Below are 15,009 nucleotides of genomic sequence, written 5' to 3' on the forward strand. Positions count from 1 at the left end.
TGTCGGTGGCGTCCGGGCGTGAGGGTCTGGACCTGGAGGAGGGCTGGACTCGGCGTTGGACGGCCAGTTGGCGGGCGGGAGGCAACGAGACCTCAGGGACGGCGCAGGGCAGTTCGGATTCCATTCGGTGAGAGATCGGAGCGTTCAATGGGCAACGGCACACGGGGTGGCTTGCTCCGCCGGCATCGGGACTTCCGGCTCCTCTGGTTCGGCGAGACCGCGGGGCGCTTCGGCCAGTCGGTGACGGTCCTGGCCCTCCCGCTGATCGCCGTGTCGACCCTGCACGCCGACACGTTCGCGGTGAGCCTGCTGAGCGCGGCGCCGTGGGTGCCGTGGCTGGTCATCGGGCTGCCGGTGGGCGTCTGGGTGGACCGGCTGCGGCGCAAGCAGGTGATGTTCTGGGCCAACATCGTCTGCTTCGTCCTCTTCGCCAGCGTCCCCGTCGCGGCCTGGGCGGGCGTGCTGGGGGTGGGCCAGCTGCTGCTGGTCGCCCTGCTCGCGGGCGCCGCCACGGTCTTCTTCCAGACCGCGTACACCGCCTACCTGCCGGACCTCCTGAAGCCGGACGACCAGGCCGAGGGCAACGCCAAGCTGCAGGGGAGCGCCTCCGCGGCGCAGATCGCCGGGCTCGGCCTCGGCGGTCTGCTGATCCAGCTCGCGGGCGCGGCCAACGGGATGCTCGTCAACACCACGACCTTCCTGCTGGCGACCCTCTGCCTGGCCGGCATCCGGCACCGGGAGTCCGTCCCCGAGCGGGTCGAACGACCGCGCGGCGCGATGGTCAAGGAGATCCGCGAGGGGCTGGGGCTGCTCTTCGGCGACCCGTTCCTGCGGAGCCTGGCGCTCTTCGGGGCGGCGTCCAACCTCGCCCTGACCGGGTACCAGACGCTCACCGTGGTCTTCCTGGTCCGCGAGCTGGGCCTGTCCTCCGGCACGATCGGCAGCCTCGCGATGGTCGGCGGCGTCGGCGGCGTGCTGGGGGCCTTCGTCGTGCGCCGGGTCAGCGCCCGGCTGGGCACCGGCCGCGCCCTGCTGGTGTTCGAGCTGGCGCTGCCGGCGCTGGTCCTGCTCATCCCGCTGGCCGGCCCCGGCTGGGGCCTGCTGATGGTCGTGCTGGCCTACAGCGGGGTGGCGATCGGCGTGGTGGCGGGCAACGTCCTCAAGTCCGGGTTCGTCCAGAGCTACTGCCCGAGCGCCGTGCTCGGCCGGCTCGTCGCGAGCTCCGCCTTCCTCAACTACGGCACGATGCCGCTGGGCGCCCTGCTCGGGGGTGCGCTCGGCACCTGGCTCGGCCTGCGCCCGGCGCTGTGGATCCTGACCGCGGGCGTGCCGGCGGCGGCGCTCTTCCTCTTCTGCTCCCCGATCCGCCGCCACCGCGACCTGCCGACCGGGCGGCTGCCCGGGCGCGGTCAGGACGCGGAGACGGGGACGGACGCGGACCCGGACCTGGCCGAGGCCGTCCGGTAAGGCGCCACCGCCCGGTCGGCGGCGGCGCCCCACCGGGGCCGGCTCAGTACCGGGCGTCGGTGGGGTCGATGGTGAGCTCCGTGACCCGGGCGTGCCCGGGCCGGCTCATCGCCCACTCGACGGCGGCCGCCACGTCCTCGGCGAGCAGCGGGTGGTACGGCCAGGCGGTGACCTCGTGGACCTTCGGGGTCTCCGCCCCGGCGAGCACCGAGGCGAACTCGGTGTTGGTGGCGCCGGGGGAGATCAGGCAGATCCGGCAGCCACCGGCCGGCCGTTCCTCCTCGGCGAGCGAGCGGACGAAGCCGGCCAGTCCGTGCTTGGTCGCGGCGTAGGCCGCGTAGCCGGGCGAGGGCCGGGTGCCGAACAGCGAGCCGACCAGCACCAGGTCCCCGCCGGTGGCGTCCAGTTCGGGCAGCAGTCGGCGGGTGAGGAGCATCGGGGCGAGCAGGTTGACCCGCAGCTGGGACTCCCACGGCGCGGGGTCGGTCTCCCGCACCGGGCCGTAGCCGCGGCCGTGCCCGGCCGCCAGCACCGCGCCGGCGAGCGGTCCGGGCAGGGCCGCGAGGACGCCGGTCAGCGCGTCGGACAACTCGTCGGTGCGCTCCAGGTCGAGCGGCACCGCGAGGGCGGCGGTGCCGTGCGCCTCGGACAGCTCCGCGGCCAGCGCCTTCAGGCGCTCCTCGCGCCGGGCGACCAGCACCAGGTCGTGCCCGCGGGCGGCGAGCCGGCGCGCGGTGGCCGCGCCGATGCCGCTGCTGGCTCCGGTGACGAGCACGGTTCCGGTGGGGCCGGTCATGCTTCCTCCCGTACTTCGGTGACAGGGCCCCGGGTGTCAGGACCCGGGACGGCAGAACCCCGGGGCGCCAGGGCCCCGGGGTCGGCAGGACGCGCGGGCGGCAGGACCCAGGGGCGACAAGCCCCGGGGCCGGCGGGCCCTCAGGCCTTCTTCGCCTCCGCCGCCCGCTCGATCTCGGCGAGCATGTCGCGCGGGAACCAGAGGCTGCTCGCGCCCGCCTGGGCGACGGCCGCGGCCCCGACCAGCACCGGCACGATGCCGACCCGGGAGGCGAGCCAGCCGCCGACGAAGGCGCCGACCGGCAGGGTGGCGGTCAGCACGGCCTGGAGGAAGGCGTTGACGCGCCCCAACAGGTGGGCGGGGGTGACGAGTTGGCGCCCGGTGGTCATGGCGATCGACCAGACGGTGGCCATCACCCCGAACAGCAGCTGGTACAGGACCAGCACCGGGAAGGGCAGTCCGAGGGAGGCCGCCGGGATGAGGAAGAGGGCGGCCCCCGCGCCCACGGCGCACAGCCGGATGGCCCGGGCCATGCCCAGCGCCCGGGTGACGCGGGTCGCGACCAGCACGCCGGTGCCCATGCCGACGGCGTACGCGGCGTAGACCGCGCCGAGCTGCCACGGCGGCAGCTGCAGCTCCCGGTCGGCGTACAGGATGAACAGCCCGCCGCCGGCCCCGCCGCCGAGGTTGAGCCCGGCCGCAGCCAGGGCCTGGCGGCGCAGCAGGGTCTCCCGCCGGATGACCGCGAGGCCCTCCTTCAGCGCCTCGATCCGGGACCGCGCACCGCTGCCCGACGCGTGCGCGGACCGGTTCAGCGAGGCCGGCAGCGCGAGGAACAGGGCCCCGCCGACCAGGTAGGCGGCGCACTCGACCAGCAGCGCCGGGGCCGGGTCGATCACGCCGATCAGGATGCCGCCGAGCGCCGGGCCGCCGATCAGGCCGATGGTCCGGGCCCCGGTGAGCGAGGAGTTGGCCGGCAGCAGGCGCTCGGCGGGCACCACGCGGGGCAGGCAGGACTGCAGCGCGACGCTCTGGGCGGAGCTCAGCGCCCCCGAGGCGGCGGCCGCGGCGAACAGGTGCGGCCAGGTCAGGCCGTCCAGCGCGGCCGCGAGCGGCACGCTGCCGACGGCGGGGACCTGCAGCCAGGACACCGAGACCAGCATCCGCCGCAGCCGGGCCCGGTCCACGGCGACGCCGATCAGCGGGCTGAGCAGGACGCCGGGCAGGTAGGTCATCGCCATCAGCGCCGAGGCGCCCAGCGGGCCGGCGTGCAGGTGGGCGATGGCCAGCAGCGGCAGCGCCAGCGCGGTGACCTGACGCCCCACCGAGCTGGTCATCTGCTCGGTGACCAGCAGCAGCAGCGGGCGGTGCCGGCGCAGCGGTACGGATTCCGGGGCCGGGGGCGACGCCGCGGGCGGGCCGGACTCCGCGGGTACGGACGACTCCTCGGCCGTGGAAGATCCCATGTATCAGACTCCTGTGTCGGGCACGGTCCAGTGGCGGATGCGTGGGGGCAGGGTCACCGCCCAGCCCCGGGTGACGAGCGCGAGGCCCTCGGACGCCAGTATGGACACCGCCTCACGGCCCGTACTGCTGAGGTCGTCCAGGGCGGTGGGGGTCAGGCAGGCCCGGAAGGTGGCCACCAGGTCGGGGTGGTCCAGGGCGAAGCGGGCCGAGGCCTCCGGGTCCCGGCGGTCCCTGACCTGGACGAAGCCCGGGCCCTGCCGGTAGTAGAACCGCCCGTACCCGTAGGTGGCGCGCCAGTCGGCCAGGGCCTCCGCGGCCTCCGGGCCCCCGGCCAGGGCGGCCGGCGGCGGCAGGTGGTACAGGTGGTGCAGGGCGAAGTCGGCGGCCGCCGGGTCGTCCGGGGCCGCGGTCCAGTGCACCGGGAGCACGTGGCTCTGGCACTCGCGCAGCAGCCGGACGGCCTCGGCGGCGGGCCGGCCGCCCGCGCCGAGGGCGACCGGCTCGGTGAGCACGACCAGTCGGCCGTCCAGCCGGTAGGGCAGCACGTCCGGCAGCACGGCGGGCAGGTCGGCCCGGTCCGGTGCGGCCAGGGAGGGCTTGGCGATCGGCATCACGCCACCTCCTCGGGGGTGGGCAGGTCGGCGAGGAGCGGGGCGTCCTGGCCGGGGGCGCGGACCGGCACGGCCCGGGTGGGCAGCGCGAGCAGGGTGTCGCCGTCCTTGAACACCAGTCCGTGCGCGAGGAGTTCACGACCCCAGGCGGTGAGCTCGGCCGGCGGGACGTCGTGCCCGGCCTCGGCCAGGCGGCGGTGCAGGGCGGGGACCGTCCGGCCGTGCTCCAGCTCGAGGAACGCGGCGGCCCGCCAGCCGGTCAGCCGGTGGGTGCGCCGCGGCCAGCCCACGCGTTCGTCGTGGACGAGCAGGTCGCCCTCCTCGCCGTCGCCGCCGTCCGCCGCTTCGAGCAGCAGCCGGGAGGCCGGGTAGGCCTCCGTCCAGCGGTCGATCTCCTCCACCAGGCGGCGCTCCAGCTCGCCCTGGATGCCGGTGGGCGGGGCGTCGAACAGGTAGACCAGGTCCTCCAGTTCCTCCCGCGGCAGCTGGTAGACGTGCTGGTAGATGTCGGCGGGGCGGCGCTCGGTGAAGCCCAGCGCGGGGTTGGTGAAGTGCGGGCTGAACCGCTCCAGCGCGATGCGGGTGGCACCGCCCGGGGGCTGGAGGTGGCGCAGGGCCGGCATCTGGTCGATGATCTCCGTGTACTCCTCGTCGCGCTCGCCCGGGAACCCGTAGAGGTAGTTCCAGACGCAGGTGAGCGCGTGGTTCTCGCACTCCCGCATGGTACGGACGTTGCGGGCGCCGGTGACCCCCTTGTCCATCAGGCCGAGCACCCGGCTGTTCAGGCTCTCGATGCCGGGCTGGACGTGGGTGACCCGCGCGCGGGCCAGCAGGGCGATCTGGTCCTGGCTGAGGTTCGACTTCACCTCGTAGTGGATGCGCAGGTCCCACTCGCTCTCGGCGGCCCGTGGCAGGAAGTCACGGAAGTAGTCCATGCTGATGATGTTGTCCACCGTGATGACGTCGAGCAACTTGTGCCGGTGGACGAGCCGTTCGATCTCGGACCAGAGCTGCTCGCCGTTCTTCGAGCGGAACTCCATCAGGCTGCCGTTGAGCCCGCAGAAGGTGCAGTGGTGCTTCTCGCCCCACCAGCAGCCCCGGGCGCCCTCCACCACGAGCTTGGGCTCGACGAACTCGGCCACCGGGGAGGCGTCGAAGGACTCCTGCCAGGCGTCGAAGTCGGGGCTGGGCAGCAGCCCGATCGGCACGGTGCCCTTGGCCTCGGTGTTGGCGCGCGAGGTGTCGCCGTCCCACCAGCAGACCCCGGGGACGTCGGCGGGGGCGGTGCCCGCCTCGAGGTGGGCGAGCAGCGCCGGGAAGGCCCGCTCGGCCTCGCCGCGCACGACGTGGTCCAGGAAGCGGTGGTTGCGGTGCAGGGCGTGGCCCATGACGCTGTCGCAGTTGCTGCCGCCCAGCACGGTGACGACCTCGGGCCGCAGCCGCTTGATCTCCCGGGCGAGGGCGAGCGAGGGCACGTTCTGCAGGAAGGTGGTGGTCATGCCGACCACGTCGGGGTCGCCGGCCAGCACCTCCCGGGCGGCCTCGGCGATGAACCCGGCGGCGTGCGGCCGCATCCGCAGCAGGCTGTCGACCGACGTGCCGGTGCGGGCGGCGTAGGCGGTCAACTGCTCGGTGCCCCAGTGCTCGTCGTCGTACAGGCAGCCCGAGAAGACCCAGTCGCCGAAGCCGTCGAACACCTGGTCGTCGGCGACGGTCATGTACTCCGTCGGGGTCAGTTCGCCGTCACTGTGCTCCAGCAGGAACTCGGCCCAGCGCAGCCACCCGTGGTACTCGGTGACCTCGTCGCCCGGCCGTTCCCGGGTGACGAGCGAGTGCAGGAGGCCGACCTGGAGCGACGGCATCTCCAGGGCCTGCCACGGCATGGAGACGAGCGCGATACGCATTCCCTGGCCTTTCGGACTCTCTCGGACAGTGGAGAGGCGGCCGTACCACCGGGGGTACGGCCGCCTCGGTAGAACCAGTGCGGCTTACTTGCCGGTACGGCGAGTCGCCACGCTGTACTTGTTGGCCGCCTTGGTCTCAGCGCGGACGGCAACCTTCTTGATCTCCATCACACCTCCATGTGTTCTCGCGTGGATTTACGGCGCCGGGACAGGTCTTGCCGGTCGTCCCGGACGTTCATGAGCACCCGCATGCGGGTGGCGTGCCGCGCCCGGAGCCAGGCGGCGACATCGGGCGCCGGTGTACCGGGCAGCAGCCGGTGCACCAGCGAGGCCAGCTTGTCCACGTCGTTGTGCTTCAGCACGACCTGTTCGGCGGCGAGCAGCAACTCGGCGGGCAGGCGGCGCAGTCGGTCCGCGCCGGGGCCGTGGGTCAGGTAGGACATGCCGAGCGCGACGTGGCGGGACTCGTCCCGGCGCACCAGCCGGTACACCGCGCCCAGGCCGTCCCCGCGCAGGCCCTCGTCGAACCAGCGGAACTCGTCGGCGGCGAACCCCTCGGCCAGGGTGTGGGCCAGGAAGCGGGCGGTGTAGTCGTCCAACGACCAGAGGTCCCGCGACAGCTCGTCGACGGCCTCCCCCGGATCCTTGACCGACCCGGCGACGGCGTGCGCGTAGCGGTGGAAGACGGCCGAGTGCTTGGCCTCGTCGGCCACCGCGGTGGCGAGCACCAGCTTCATGTCGCCCTCGGGACAGGCGTGCAGCAGGCCGGCCGCCACGTCCATGCCGACCTGTTCGGCGTAGGTGCTGCCGCTCGCGATCAGCCAGGAGAGCTCGGAGGGCGGGGCGGTGTCGGTGCGGTCCCGCAGGGCCCGGTGGACCACCTCAGCCGGCTCCCAGTCGTGCGAGCGGGCGTCCCGGATGAAGCGGTGGTGCAGGTCGGGGACGCCGCGGGTGCGGTAACGGGCCACGCCCGACGGGCGCGTTCCGCCCGGAGCACCCTCGGTGCCTGCCATCCCTCACCCCGTTCACCGTCGACCCGACCCGCTGTCATGTGCAGGGAAGCAAAACACGGCAGGGCCGATTGTTCGAACGCTTTCGTCGCTCCGGCCCCGCAAATGCGCCAAGATCCCGGCAGTGGACGGCCGTCCCGGGGCGCACCGGACGTTCCACGGGTGACCAGCGGAGATCACCGGCGGCCGGACCGACGGAACGGTCGGTACCGGCGGGTTCGGGCCGACGCGGAGGATGGCCGAAAGCTGACTGGTGGTCAAGTTTTTACCCGCGCACCGCCGGGGGGCCACCTATCGTGTGTGCGCCATCGCATCGGCGCATCGATCACGGGAGCCGCCACCATGCCGGAGGACGACGTTCTGCCACGGGCCACACCGCCAGCGCACTGGCTGAGCCCCGGCGACGCCGGGTACGACGAGGCCCGCACGGTGTGGAACGGCATGCACGACCGCCGCCCCGCCCACATCGCCCGCTGCCGCAGCGCGGCGGACGTGAGCGAGGCGCTGCGCCACGCGGCGGCCCACGGCCTCGACGTCACCGTCCGCGGCGGCGGCCACAACGTCGGCGGCAGCGCCGTCGCCGACGGGGCGCTGATGATCGACCTGTCGCCGATGCGCGCCGTCACCGTCGACCCGGAGGCCCGCACCGCCGAGGCCCAGGGCGGCTGCCTGCTGCGCGACCTCGACCAGGCCACGGCGCCGCACGGACTGGCCTGCCCCGCGGGCGTCATCTCGCACACCGGCCTGGGCGGACTGGCGCTCGGCGGCGGGTACGGCTGGCTCGCCCGCCGCTGGGGCCTGACCTGCGACCACATCCTCGCCGCCGAGGTCGTCCTCGCCGACGGCTCGGTCGTCGAGGCCACCGAGGAGAGCCACCCCGAACTGCTCTGGGCGCTGCGCGGCGGCGGCGGGAACTTCGGCGTGGTCACCCGCTTCACGCTGCGGCTGCGCCCGGTCGGGCCGGCCCTGTTCAGCATGGGCGTCTACGCCCTGGACGACGTCCCCGCGGCGCTGGCCGCCTACCGGGCGTACACCGAGCGGCAGCCGGCCGGCCTGCACACCGTCGGCGGGCTGAAGCGCGCGGGCGAGCAGGACTGGATACCGGAGCACCTGCGGGGCGAGCCCGCGCTGCTGCTCCTGGCGGTGTGGAACGGGGACGAGGAGGAGGGCCGGGCGGCCACCGACGCGCTCTACCGGGAGATCGCGCCCGCGGCCCGGATCAGCATCCCGATGTCGTACCCGCAGCTGCAGGCGCTCGGCGACAGCAGCGAGCCCAAGGGCGACCGCTACTTCGTCAAGTCCTGCTACCTCCAGGACTTCTCGCCCGAGGCCGTCGCCCGGCTGGTCGAGGCGACCAGGGCCAACCCGTCCGCGCTCTGCTCGATCGACTTCGAGTTCCTGCGCGGGGCCATCGCCGACGTGCCCGAGGAGGACTCCGCCTTCCCCGGCCGCGCCGCGCCCTTCCAGGTGACGGCGGAGGCGCACTGGACCGACCCGGCGCAGGACGCCGAGCACATCGCCTGGTCGCGGGCGACGGTGGAGTCCCTGCGGGACTTCGGGACCGGCGGGGCGTACGCCAACTACGTCCAGGGCGAGGGGGACCGGAAGGCGCGGGAGGTCTACGGCCCGGAGCGCTACGCCCGGCTCGCGGCGGTGAAGAAGGCGTACGACCCGGCGAACGTCCTGCGCGGCAACCTGAACATCCGGCCCGAGTAGGCCGGCGGTCTCCAGGGGCGGGGCTCAGCGCGGCGCGCTGCCGCCCGGCCCGGCGACCAGCCAGTGCGCGGGCAGCTCGATCCGGGCGCCGTCCGGGGTGGACTCCGTGGTGGCCAGCGGCAGTTCGCCGGTGGCCAGGACGTCCAGGCTGGCCGCCCGGAACAGCTCGGGGAACGTCGCGTCGGCGACCTCGGCGGGGGCGAGCCCGTGGGCGAACACCGGGCGCAGCTTCGGGGGCGGCCCGGCCGGGTCGCGCGCGAGCTCGCCCAGCACGCCCTTGGCCGCCTCGGCGAGCTCGAACACGAAGGCCCGGCCGCGCGCCCCGAGCAGGATGCCGATGGCCTCGACCACCCGTCGGCGGTCGGCCGGCTCGCTCTGGTGGATCACCCCGCGCACGTACACGTTGGCGTCGCCGAGGCGGCGGTGGAGCGCCCGGACGGCCTCGGCGTCGGTGGCGTCCAGGCGGGTGAACTCGGCCCGCCCGGCCGGGTCGCCGCGCCGGGCGCGGTCCAGCGCCGCCGCGGACAGGTCGACCCCGAGGACGAGCGGGAAGTGCTCGGCGAGGAAGCGGGTCTGGGTGCCATTGCCGCAGCCCAGGTCGACGACGGGCAGCGCGGGGTCGGCCAGGTGGGGGCGGAACAGCGGGAGGTGGCGCTCGGCGCTGAGGGCCGGCTCCGCGTCCCAGATCACCGCGCCCGGTTCCTCGGGCGCGTCGCGCCAGAAGCCCTCCCAGGCGTCCAGGTACCGACTCGTCACGCTCATGGCGGAGACCTCCGGATGTCACGCGGGGCGTCTGGCTCGTGTCTATCGGTCCCCGGCCCGGTCGGCAAGCGCGGACGGGCGTCCGCCGGGCGGTGCGCGCGGGCGGCGCGCGGCGGACGCGTACGGCGGCGCGCGCCGGACAGGCCTATGGCCCCGGGTCTGCCCGGCGCAGCAGGTAGCGGCCGGAGGCGGCGGCGAGCACGGCCGTGCGGGCGGCGAAGACCGGGCCCGCGTCGGGGCGGGGGTCAGCGCCCCGGGTGCCGAGTGCCGTCCGGCCGGGCGTCCGGGCGGGGTGCGCCCAGGGCGCCGAGCACGGTGCTGTCGAGCGGGCTGGCGGCCAGGCGGTCCAGCACCCGGGTGCACGCGGTGCGCAGGCCCTGGCCGCGGCGGCGCACGTCGGGCACGACGGAATGGAACGCAGCGAGGACGGACATGCGGCTCACCTCCGGGGCGACCTGCGGTTCGTGCAGGTGTGGTCCGACCAGCTTCCCCCGCCTGGCGGGCGCCGGGCCCCGGATTGACGGGCTGCTGACACGCCGCTGACGAACCGCTGACGCGGGCGTGGCCCCGCGCGCCCGTCAGGCTCTCAGACCCGGTAGGCGGCGACGTAGCGGGCCGGGTCGCCGCGCAGGTCGCCGTGCCAGCGCTCGCGGCACTGCTCGGCGAAGGTCCGGCCGGTGGCGAGGATCTCCTCCAGCGGGTCCAGGTACCCGAGGACGTGCGGCGGTTCGAGGCCGGCCGCGATCCGGGCGGCGAGGCCGGCCCGGGCCAGCCGCACCAGCTCGGCGGCCAACGGGCGGACCGGGACGCCGCCGAGGCGGGTGGCCAGGCCCAGGGCGGGCAGTTCGGCGAGCGCGGCCCGGTGGTCGTGCGGGGTGAAGCGGCCGAGCAGCTCCCAGGCGGCGGAACGGGACTCGGGGTGGTAGCTGAGCCCGGCCCAGAGCGCGGGGACGGCCGGGACGAACGGGTACGGCGGGCCGTCCGAGGCGCGCAGCTCCAGGGTGTTGCGGACCCTGGTGTTGGTCCAGAGCTGGTTGAGGTGGGCGGCCCAGTGGGCCGGGGTCGGCCGGGAGCCGTCCGGGTAGCCGTGCCGGAGCAGGTCGGCGAAGGTGCGGTCGGGGGGCGCCGGGTGGTAGCGGCCGTCCGGGGTGCGGTAGTGGATCAGCGGGATGCCGAGCGCCCAGTCGGCCACCTGCTCGACGGTGACGTCGGGACGCAGGGCGGGCGGCAGCACCCCGCCTCGGCGCGGGTCCATCCGCAGCCAGGCCCAGCACCGGTGGGACAGCAGGCCTCCGGCCGAACTCCCGGCCTGGATCGGTGAGTTGACGAGAAGCGCGGAGACCACCGGGGCGGCGGCCATCTGCATCCGGAGCTTCTGGGTGAAGTCGGCGGGGGAGAGGTAGTCCAGGGTGACCTGGGTGGACAGCGACAGCGCCATCACGTGCCGGGCGCGGCCGCCCGGCTCGCCCAGCCCGGCGAAGTAGTCCCGCATGATGGCGCCCCGGGTCATCGGCACCCACCGCATGTCGGCGAGCCGGTCGAACGGCAGGTAGGCCCCGGGCAGCAGGGCGAGGCCGAACCGGCCGACCAGCTCGGCGAGTCGCTCCAGTGCGGTGCGCAGGTCGGCCACCGCCTCGGCCACCGACGGGACGGGCGTCGAGGAGTACTCCAGCTGGCCGCCGTGCTCCAGGGTGACCTGGCTGCCGTCCGGGAGCAGGACCCCGGTCAGCCGCCCGGCGTCCTCCAGCCGCTCGCCGCCCCACCTGGCCAGCACCGCCTCCAGGACGGCCAGCACGCCGCGCTCGCCGAAGTACGGGGCGGCCAGCCCGGTGTCCGGGTCGACCAGGCCGCACTCGACCTCGACGCCGACCAGCTCGGCGCGGCCGGGCCGGAACGGGGCCAGCAGCCCCGCCCGGTCCAGCGCGGGGGCGGGCGCGGGCGCCGGGTCGGCGGCCGGGCCGAGGGCCGGGTCGGGGTCGGCGACCGTCACACCGCCCCCACCCGGGTGGTGACCCGGGGGTGCCCGGCCCGGTCGAGCACCGCGCCCACCGCGCCGAGGGCGGACTGCGCCGCGCCCTGGCACCAGGCGTGGGCACCGGACAGGTGCTCGCCGGCGAAGAAGACCCGCGGCCGCTCCGCCGGGAACGGGGAGCCGAGCACGGTCAGGTAGCGGGTGTGCTCGCCGGGCGTCAGATGGGCGAAGGCGCCGCCGCCCATGCCGGTCTGCACGTCCCAGTTGCAGTGCACGATGTCGTCCACGTCCCCGGTGATGCCCGGGTGCAGCCGCTCCAGGCAGTCCAGCACCACCGCGTCCCGGTCGGCCGGCTCCAGCGCCGCGAAACGGCGGGCGTTGGCGCCCCACAGGTAGGCGCCGAGCAGGGCCGTCGGTTCGGCCGAGCGGAGCGGGTCGCGCGCCGCCCAGCGCGGGCCGGAGCCGTTGACGCCGCCCTTCGCCCGCACCGCGTTGTCCGAGGGGTACCAGCACTGCTGGATCGGCAGGTCGGTGAAGCTGCCGCCGCCGTGGATGCCGTCCTCCAGCTCCCAGCGGCGGCGGGTGAGGTGCAGGACGGTCTTGGTGCTGCTCGCGTAGCTGATGCCGCGGATGGCGTGGCGCTGGGCGTGCGGCAGGTTCGGGGTGACGGTGATCCGGTCGAGCGCGGGCGCCGGGACGCAGCACACCACGTAGTCGACGTCCTCGTGCAGTCGGGCGCCGATCCGCCGGCCGCGGAGCCGGACGCCGTCGGTGGTCAGCCGCAGTTCGTCCACCTGGGTGGAGAGCCGGAGCGTCCCGGGGCGCAGCGCGCCGACGAAGGCGTGGACCAGCGCGTCCAGCCCGTCGACCAGCTCGATCTGGCCGTGGTGGAACAGGCCGAAGTAGTCGACCAGCACCTCCAGCAGCGAGGACTGCTCGTAGTGGGCGAGGCCGCTGGCGTGGCCGGCCAGGTCCCAGGCGTCCTGCGACAGGTGTTCGTGGACGAACTGCCACAGCGACACCGAGGCCGCCCGCTCCAGCGCCGGGTCGTCCCAGTGGCCCTCCAGGGTGCGGCGCTGCTGCTCGGGGGTCAGGGTGCGCCACATCGAGCCGAGCAGGTGGTCCAGCAGCGGGGCCGGGGCCCGCCGCTCGGCCGGGCGCAGCTCGTACGCGGGGAACAGCGCCGCCACGTCCTGGACCCGGACCCGGCGGCCGCGCAGGTGGTAGTAGGCGCGCGGGTTGGCGTTGACGAACGGGCGGGTCGCCAGCCGGAAGCGGGAGACGTAGTGCAGCACGCAGTGGTGGTTGCCGGGGATGCGCATGGCGCCGAGGTCCACGTGGGTGCCGTCCCAGAAGCGGTGGGTGCGCACCCGTCCGCCCGGCCGGTTCGCCCGTTCGTACACGGCGACGTCGAACCCGCGGCGCTGCAGCTCGTAGGCGCACACCAGCCCGGCGACGCCCGCCCCGATCACCGCCACCCGGCCCCGGGCGCCGGCCACCGGCTCCTCCAGCGAACGCGGGAACGCAAAGCTGGTCTCGAACATCGGCACCGTACCCCTCTGAGGCGGGACCCCTGCCCCAGCCTCGGGCAGGTGCCCCACGGCTGCCACTTCGGGGCGCCGATGCGGGTTACGGCCGGCGACCGCAGGCGGCGCCGGGTGGGACCGGTGAACCCGGCCGGGGGCGGGGGCCGTAGGACCGTAGTGGGCGCGCGCAGCGGTGTGGCCGCGAAGCAGCGGGCGCGTCCGGGAGGAACCGGGGAGGAACTGGATGCAGTCCCGACGCGACCAGGTGCAGGCGCACCTGTTCGTGATGAGCAGGCTGGCGTCGGGCATGCTGCGGGCGGAGCCCGACGCGCCGGACACCCCCACCGGGCGCACCACCCGGGGCACCATGACGGGCCTCGCGGTGGGCGTGCTGATCGGGCTGGGCGTCGCGGTGTACGGGGTGATCCGGCCCGGCGGCGCCGACGGCTGGGCCAAGCCCGGCACGCTGGTGGTGGTCCGGGAGACCGGCGCCCGCTACCTCTCCGTCGGCGGGCAGCTGCACCCGGTGCTGAACGACACCAGCGCCAGGCTGCTGGCCGGTGAGCGGATGACGGTGCGGCAGGTGGGCCGGGAGGCGATCGCGGACGCGCCGCGCGGCGCCCCGGTCGGGATCGTCGGCGCCCCGGACGGGCTGCCGCCCACCGCCGACCTGGGCGGCGCCACCTGGCTGGTCTGCGGCACCGTCCAGCCCGGCCCGACCGGCGCCCCGGCGCCCCGGCTCGGACTGCTGGTGGACCCGGCGGCCGAGGGGAAGGCGCTGGCGCCGAACCAGGGCCTGCTGGCCGCCCTCCCGGACGGCTCGACGCACCTGCTCTGGCAGGGCCAGCGGCTGCGCGTCGACACCGCGAACCAGGCGCTCCAGGCGCTCGGCTACGGCGGCGCGAGCCCGTTCCCGGTGCCGCCCGGCGTGCTGAACGCACTGCCCGCCGGGCCCGACCTCGCCGCGCCCGCCGTCCCCGGGCGCGGCGAGCCGGGGCCGGTGCTGGCCGGGAAGCCGACCAGGGTCGGCCAGCTCTTCGAGGCGGCCGGCGGCGCCCACTACCTGCTGACCAGAACGGGCCTGGCCCCGCTCACCACGACGCTGTACGAGCTGCTGCGCGGCGACCCGCGCACCCAGAAGGAGGCCTACGGCAACGCCGCCCCGACGGCCGCGCCGATCGGCCCGATGGACCTCGCCGGGCACACCGCCCCGGGCGGGCCGCTGTCCCCGGGGCTCCCGGAGGCGCCGCCGGCGCTGGTCACCCCGCTGCACGGCGAGGGCGTCTGCGCCGACCTGCACACCGGGGCGGCCGCCCCGACCACCGCCGTCACCGTGCTGCCCGCCAGCCGGGCCGAGGCGGGCGGCCCCCCGGCGGCGCCGCCCGGACCGGCGACCGGCGCACCGGCCGAGGCCTGCGCGGTCGCCGACCGGATCGCCGTCCGGCCGGGCCGCGGCGCCCTGGTGCGGGCGCTGTCCGGCGCGGGCACGGGCAGCACCGCGTACCTGGTCACCGAGGTCGGGGTGCGCTACCCGCTGCCCCCGGCGGCGGTGGAGAAGCTCGGGTACGGCGGCGCGACGCCGGTCTCCGTGCCGGCCGCGGTGGTCACGCTGCTGCCCGCCGGGCCGAGCCTCGACCCGGCGGCCCTGACGGCCGAGGCGGGCACCGGTGCGGCGGCGCCCACCGTCGGATCGGTCACCCCGGGCGCGACGGCCGTCCCCGGAGCGCCGGCCGCGCCCGCCGTGCCGGCCGTCCCCGCCGCCGGGGGCGCCGTCGTCC

Annotated in this window: 12 protein-coding genes; 3 read left to right on the plus strand and 9 right to left on the minus strand. The window is 75.6% G+C overall.

Annotated features, from left to right (window positions below):
• Positions 1-147 precede the first annotated feature (147 nt).
• On the plus strand, positions 148-1,467 hold the full coding sequence (locus tag ABZW03_RS23475; protein ID WP_355261547.1) for an MFS transporter: 1,320 nt from the start codon (positions 148-150) through the stop codon (positions 1,465-1,467).
• Between the two features lie 43 nt (positions 1,468-1,510).
• On the opposite strand, the gene ABZW03_RS23480 is transcribed toward ABZW03_RS23475, so the two are convergent.
• The 5 genes from ABZW03_RS23480 to ABZW03_RS23500 form a co-directional block, all read right to left on the minus strand.
• On the minus strand, positions 1,511-2,263 hold the full coding sequence (locus ABZW03_RS23480; protein ID WP_355261550.1) for an SDR family NAD(P)-dependent oxidoreductase: 753 nt from the start codon (positions 2,261-2,263) through the stop codon (positions 1,511-1,513).
• Positions 2,264-2,403: 140 nt separating this feature from the next.
• Entirely contained in the window at positions 2,404-3,729 is a 1,326-nt protein-coding gene (locus ABZW03_RS23485; protein WP_355261552.1) for an MFS transporter, read from the minus strand.
• A gap of 3 nt (positions 3,730-3,732) precedes the next feature.
• The gene (locus tag ABZW03_RS23490; RefSeq protein ID WP_355261555.1) at positions 3,733-4,341 is read right to left on the minus strand and encodes a DUF5825 family protein; all 609 of its coding nucleotides are present in this window, start codon (positions 4,339-4,341) and stop codon (positions 3,733-3,735) included.
• On the minus strand, positions 4,341-6,245 hold the full coding sequence (locus tag ABZW03_RS23495; protein WP_355261558.1) for a RiPP maturation radical SAM C-methyltransferase: 1,905 nt from the start codon (positions 6,243-6,245) through the stop codon (positions 4,341-4,343). The genes ABZW03_RS23490 and ABZW03_RS23495 overlap by 1 nt, the downstream gene beginning before the upstream one ends.
• A gap of 167 nt (positions 6,246-6,412) precedes the next feature.
• On the minus strand, positions 6,413-7,258 hold the full coding sequence (locus tag ABZW03_RS23500) for a ferritin-like domain-containing protein (RefSeq protein WP_355261561.1): 846 nt from the start codon (positions 7,256-7,258) through the stop codon (positions 6,413-6,415).
• Positions 7,259-7,597: 339 nt separating this feature from the next.
• Between ABZW03_RS23500 and ABZW03_RS23505 the strand changes: the two genes are divergently transcribed.
• Positions 7,598-8,971, plus strand: a complete 1,374-nt coding sequence (locus tag ABZW03_RS23505; protein ID WP_355261564.1) for an FAD-binding oxidoreductase — start codon at positions 7,598-7,600, stop codon at positions 8,969-8,971.
• Positions 8,972-8,995: 24 nt separating this feature from the next.
• On the opposite strand, the gene ABZW03_RS23510 is transcribed toward ABZW03_RS23505, so the two are convergent.
• From ABZW03_RS23510 to ABZW03_RS23525, 4 genes are all read right to left on the minus strand, one after another.
• Positions 8,996-9,733 carry a class I SAM-dependent methyltransferase gene (locus ABZW03_RS23510; protein WP_355261567.1) on the minus strand — a complete coding sequence of 246 codons (738 nt, stop codon included), beginning with the start codon at positions 9,731-9,733 and terminating at the stop codon, positions 8,996-8,998.
• 245 nt (positions 9,734-9,978) lie between these two features.
• A complete protein-coding gene (locus tag ABZW03_RS23515; RefSeq protein WP_355261570.1) occupies positions 9,979-10,167 on the minus strand; it encodes a hypothetical protein in 189 nt (62 codons plus the stop codon).
• 152 nt (positions 10,168-10,319) lie between these two features.
• Entirely contained in the window at positions 10,320-11,723 is a 1,404-nt protein-coding gene (locus ABZW03_RS23520) for a glutamate-cysteine ligase family protein (protein ID WP_355261573.1), read from the minus strand.
• Positions 11,720-13,249 (minus strand): NAD(P)/FAD-dependent oxidoreductase, encoded by a 1,530-nt coding sequence (locus tag ABZW03_RS23525; RefSeq protein WP_355261576.1) that lies wholly within the window; start codon positions 13,247-13,249, stop codon positions 11,720-11,722. The genes ABZW03_RS23520 and ABZW03_RS23525 overlap by 4 nt, the downstream gene beginning before the upstream one ends.
• A gap of 226 nt (positions 13,250-13,475) precedes the next feature.
• Between ABZW03_RS23525 and eccB the strand changes: the two genes are divergently transcribed.
• On the plus strand, positions 13,476-15,009 hold a 1,534-nt coding region (gene eccB, locus ABZW03_RS23530; RefSeq protein ID WP_355261579.1), incomplete at its 3' end, for a type VII secretion protein EccB.

Origin of the sequence: Kitasatospora sp. NPDC004799, from assembly GCF_040609095.1 — a bacterium.
GTDB lineage: Bacteria > Actinomycetota > Actinomycetes > Streptomycetales > Streptomycetaceae > Kitasatospora.

What these genes read in the sequence shown, in the direction of transcription:
- ABZW03_RS23475 (WP_355261547.1), top strand. Translation starts at nt 148, where the DNA reads ATGGGCAACGGCACACGGGGTGGCTTGCTCCGCCGGCATCGGGACTTC.
- ABZW03_RS23480 (WP_355261550.1), bottom strand. Translation starts at nt 2,263, where the DNA reads ATGACCGGCCCCACCGGAACCGTGCTCGTCACCGGAGCCAGCAGCGGC.
- ABZW03_RS23485 (WP_355261552.1), bottom strand. Translation starts at nt 3,729, where the DNA reads ATGGGATCTTCCACGGCCGAGGAGTCGTCCGTACCCGCGGAGTCCGGC.
- ABZW03_RS23490 (WP_355261555.1), bottom strand. Translation starts at nt 4,341, where the DNA reads ATGCCGATCGCCAAGCCCTCCCTGGCCGCACCGGACCGGGCCGACCTG.
- ABZW03_RS23495 (WP_355261558.1), bottom strand. Translation starts at nt 6,245, where the DNA reads ATGCGTATCGCGCTCGTCTCCATGCCGTGGCAGGCCCTGGAGATGCCG.
- ABZW03_RS23500 (WP_355261561.1), bottom strand. Translation starts at nt 7,258, where the DNA reads ATGGCAGGCACCGAGGGTGCTCCGGGCGGAACGCGCCCGTCGGGCGTG.
- ABZW03_RS23505 (WP_355261564.1), top strand. Translation starts at nt 7,598, where the DNA reads ATGCCGGAGGACGACGTTCTGCCACGGGCCACACCGCCAGCGCACTGG.
- ABZW03_RS23510 (WP_355261567.1), bottom strand. Translation starts at nt 9,733, where the DNA reads ATGAGCGTGACGAGTCGGTACCTGGACGCCTGGGAGGGCTTCTGGCGC.
- ABZW03_RS23515 (WP_355261570.1), bottom strand. Translation starts at nt 10,167, where the DNA reads ATGTCCGTCCTCGCTGCGTTCCATTCCGTCGTGCCCGACGTGCGCCGC.
- ABZW03_RS23525 (WP_355261576.1), bottom strand. Translation starts at nt 13,249, where the DNA reads ATGTTCGAGACCAGCTTTGCGTTCCCGCGTTCGCTGGAGGAGCCGGTG.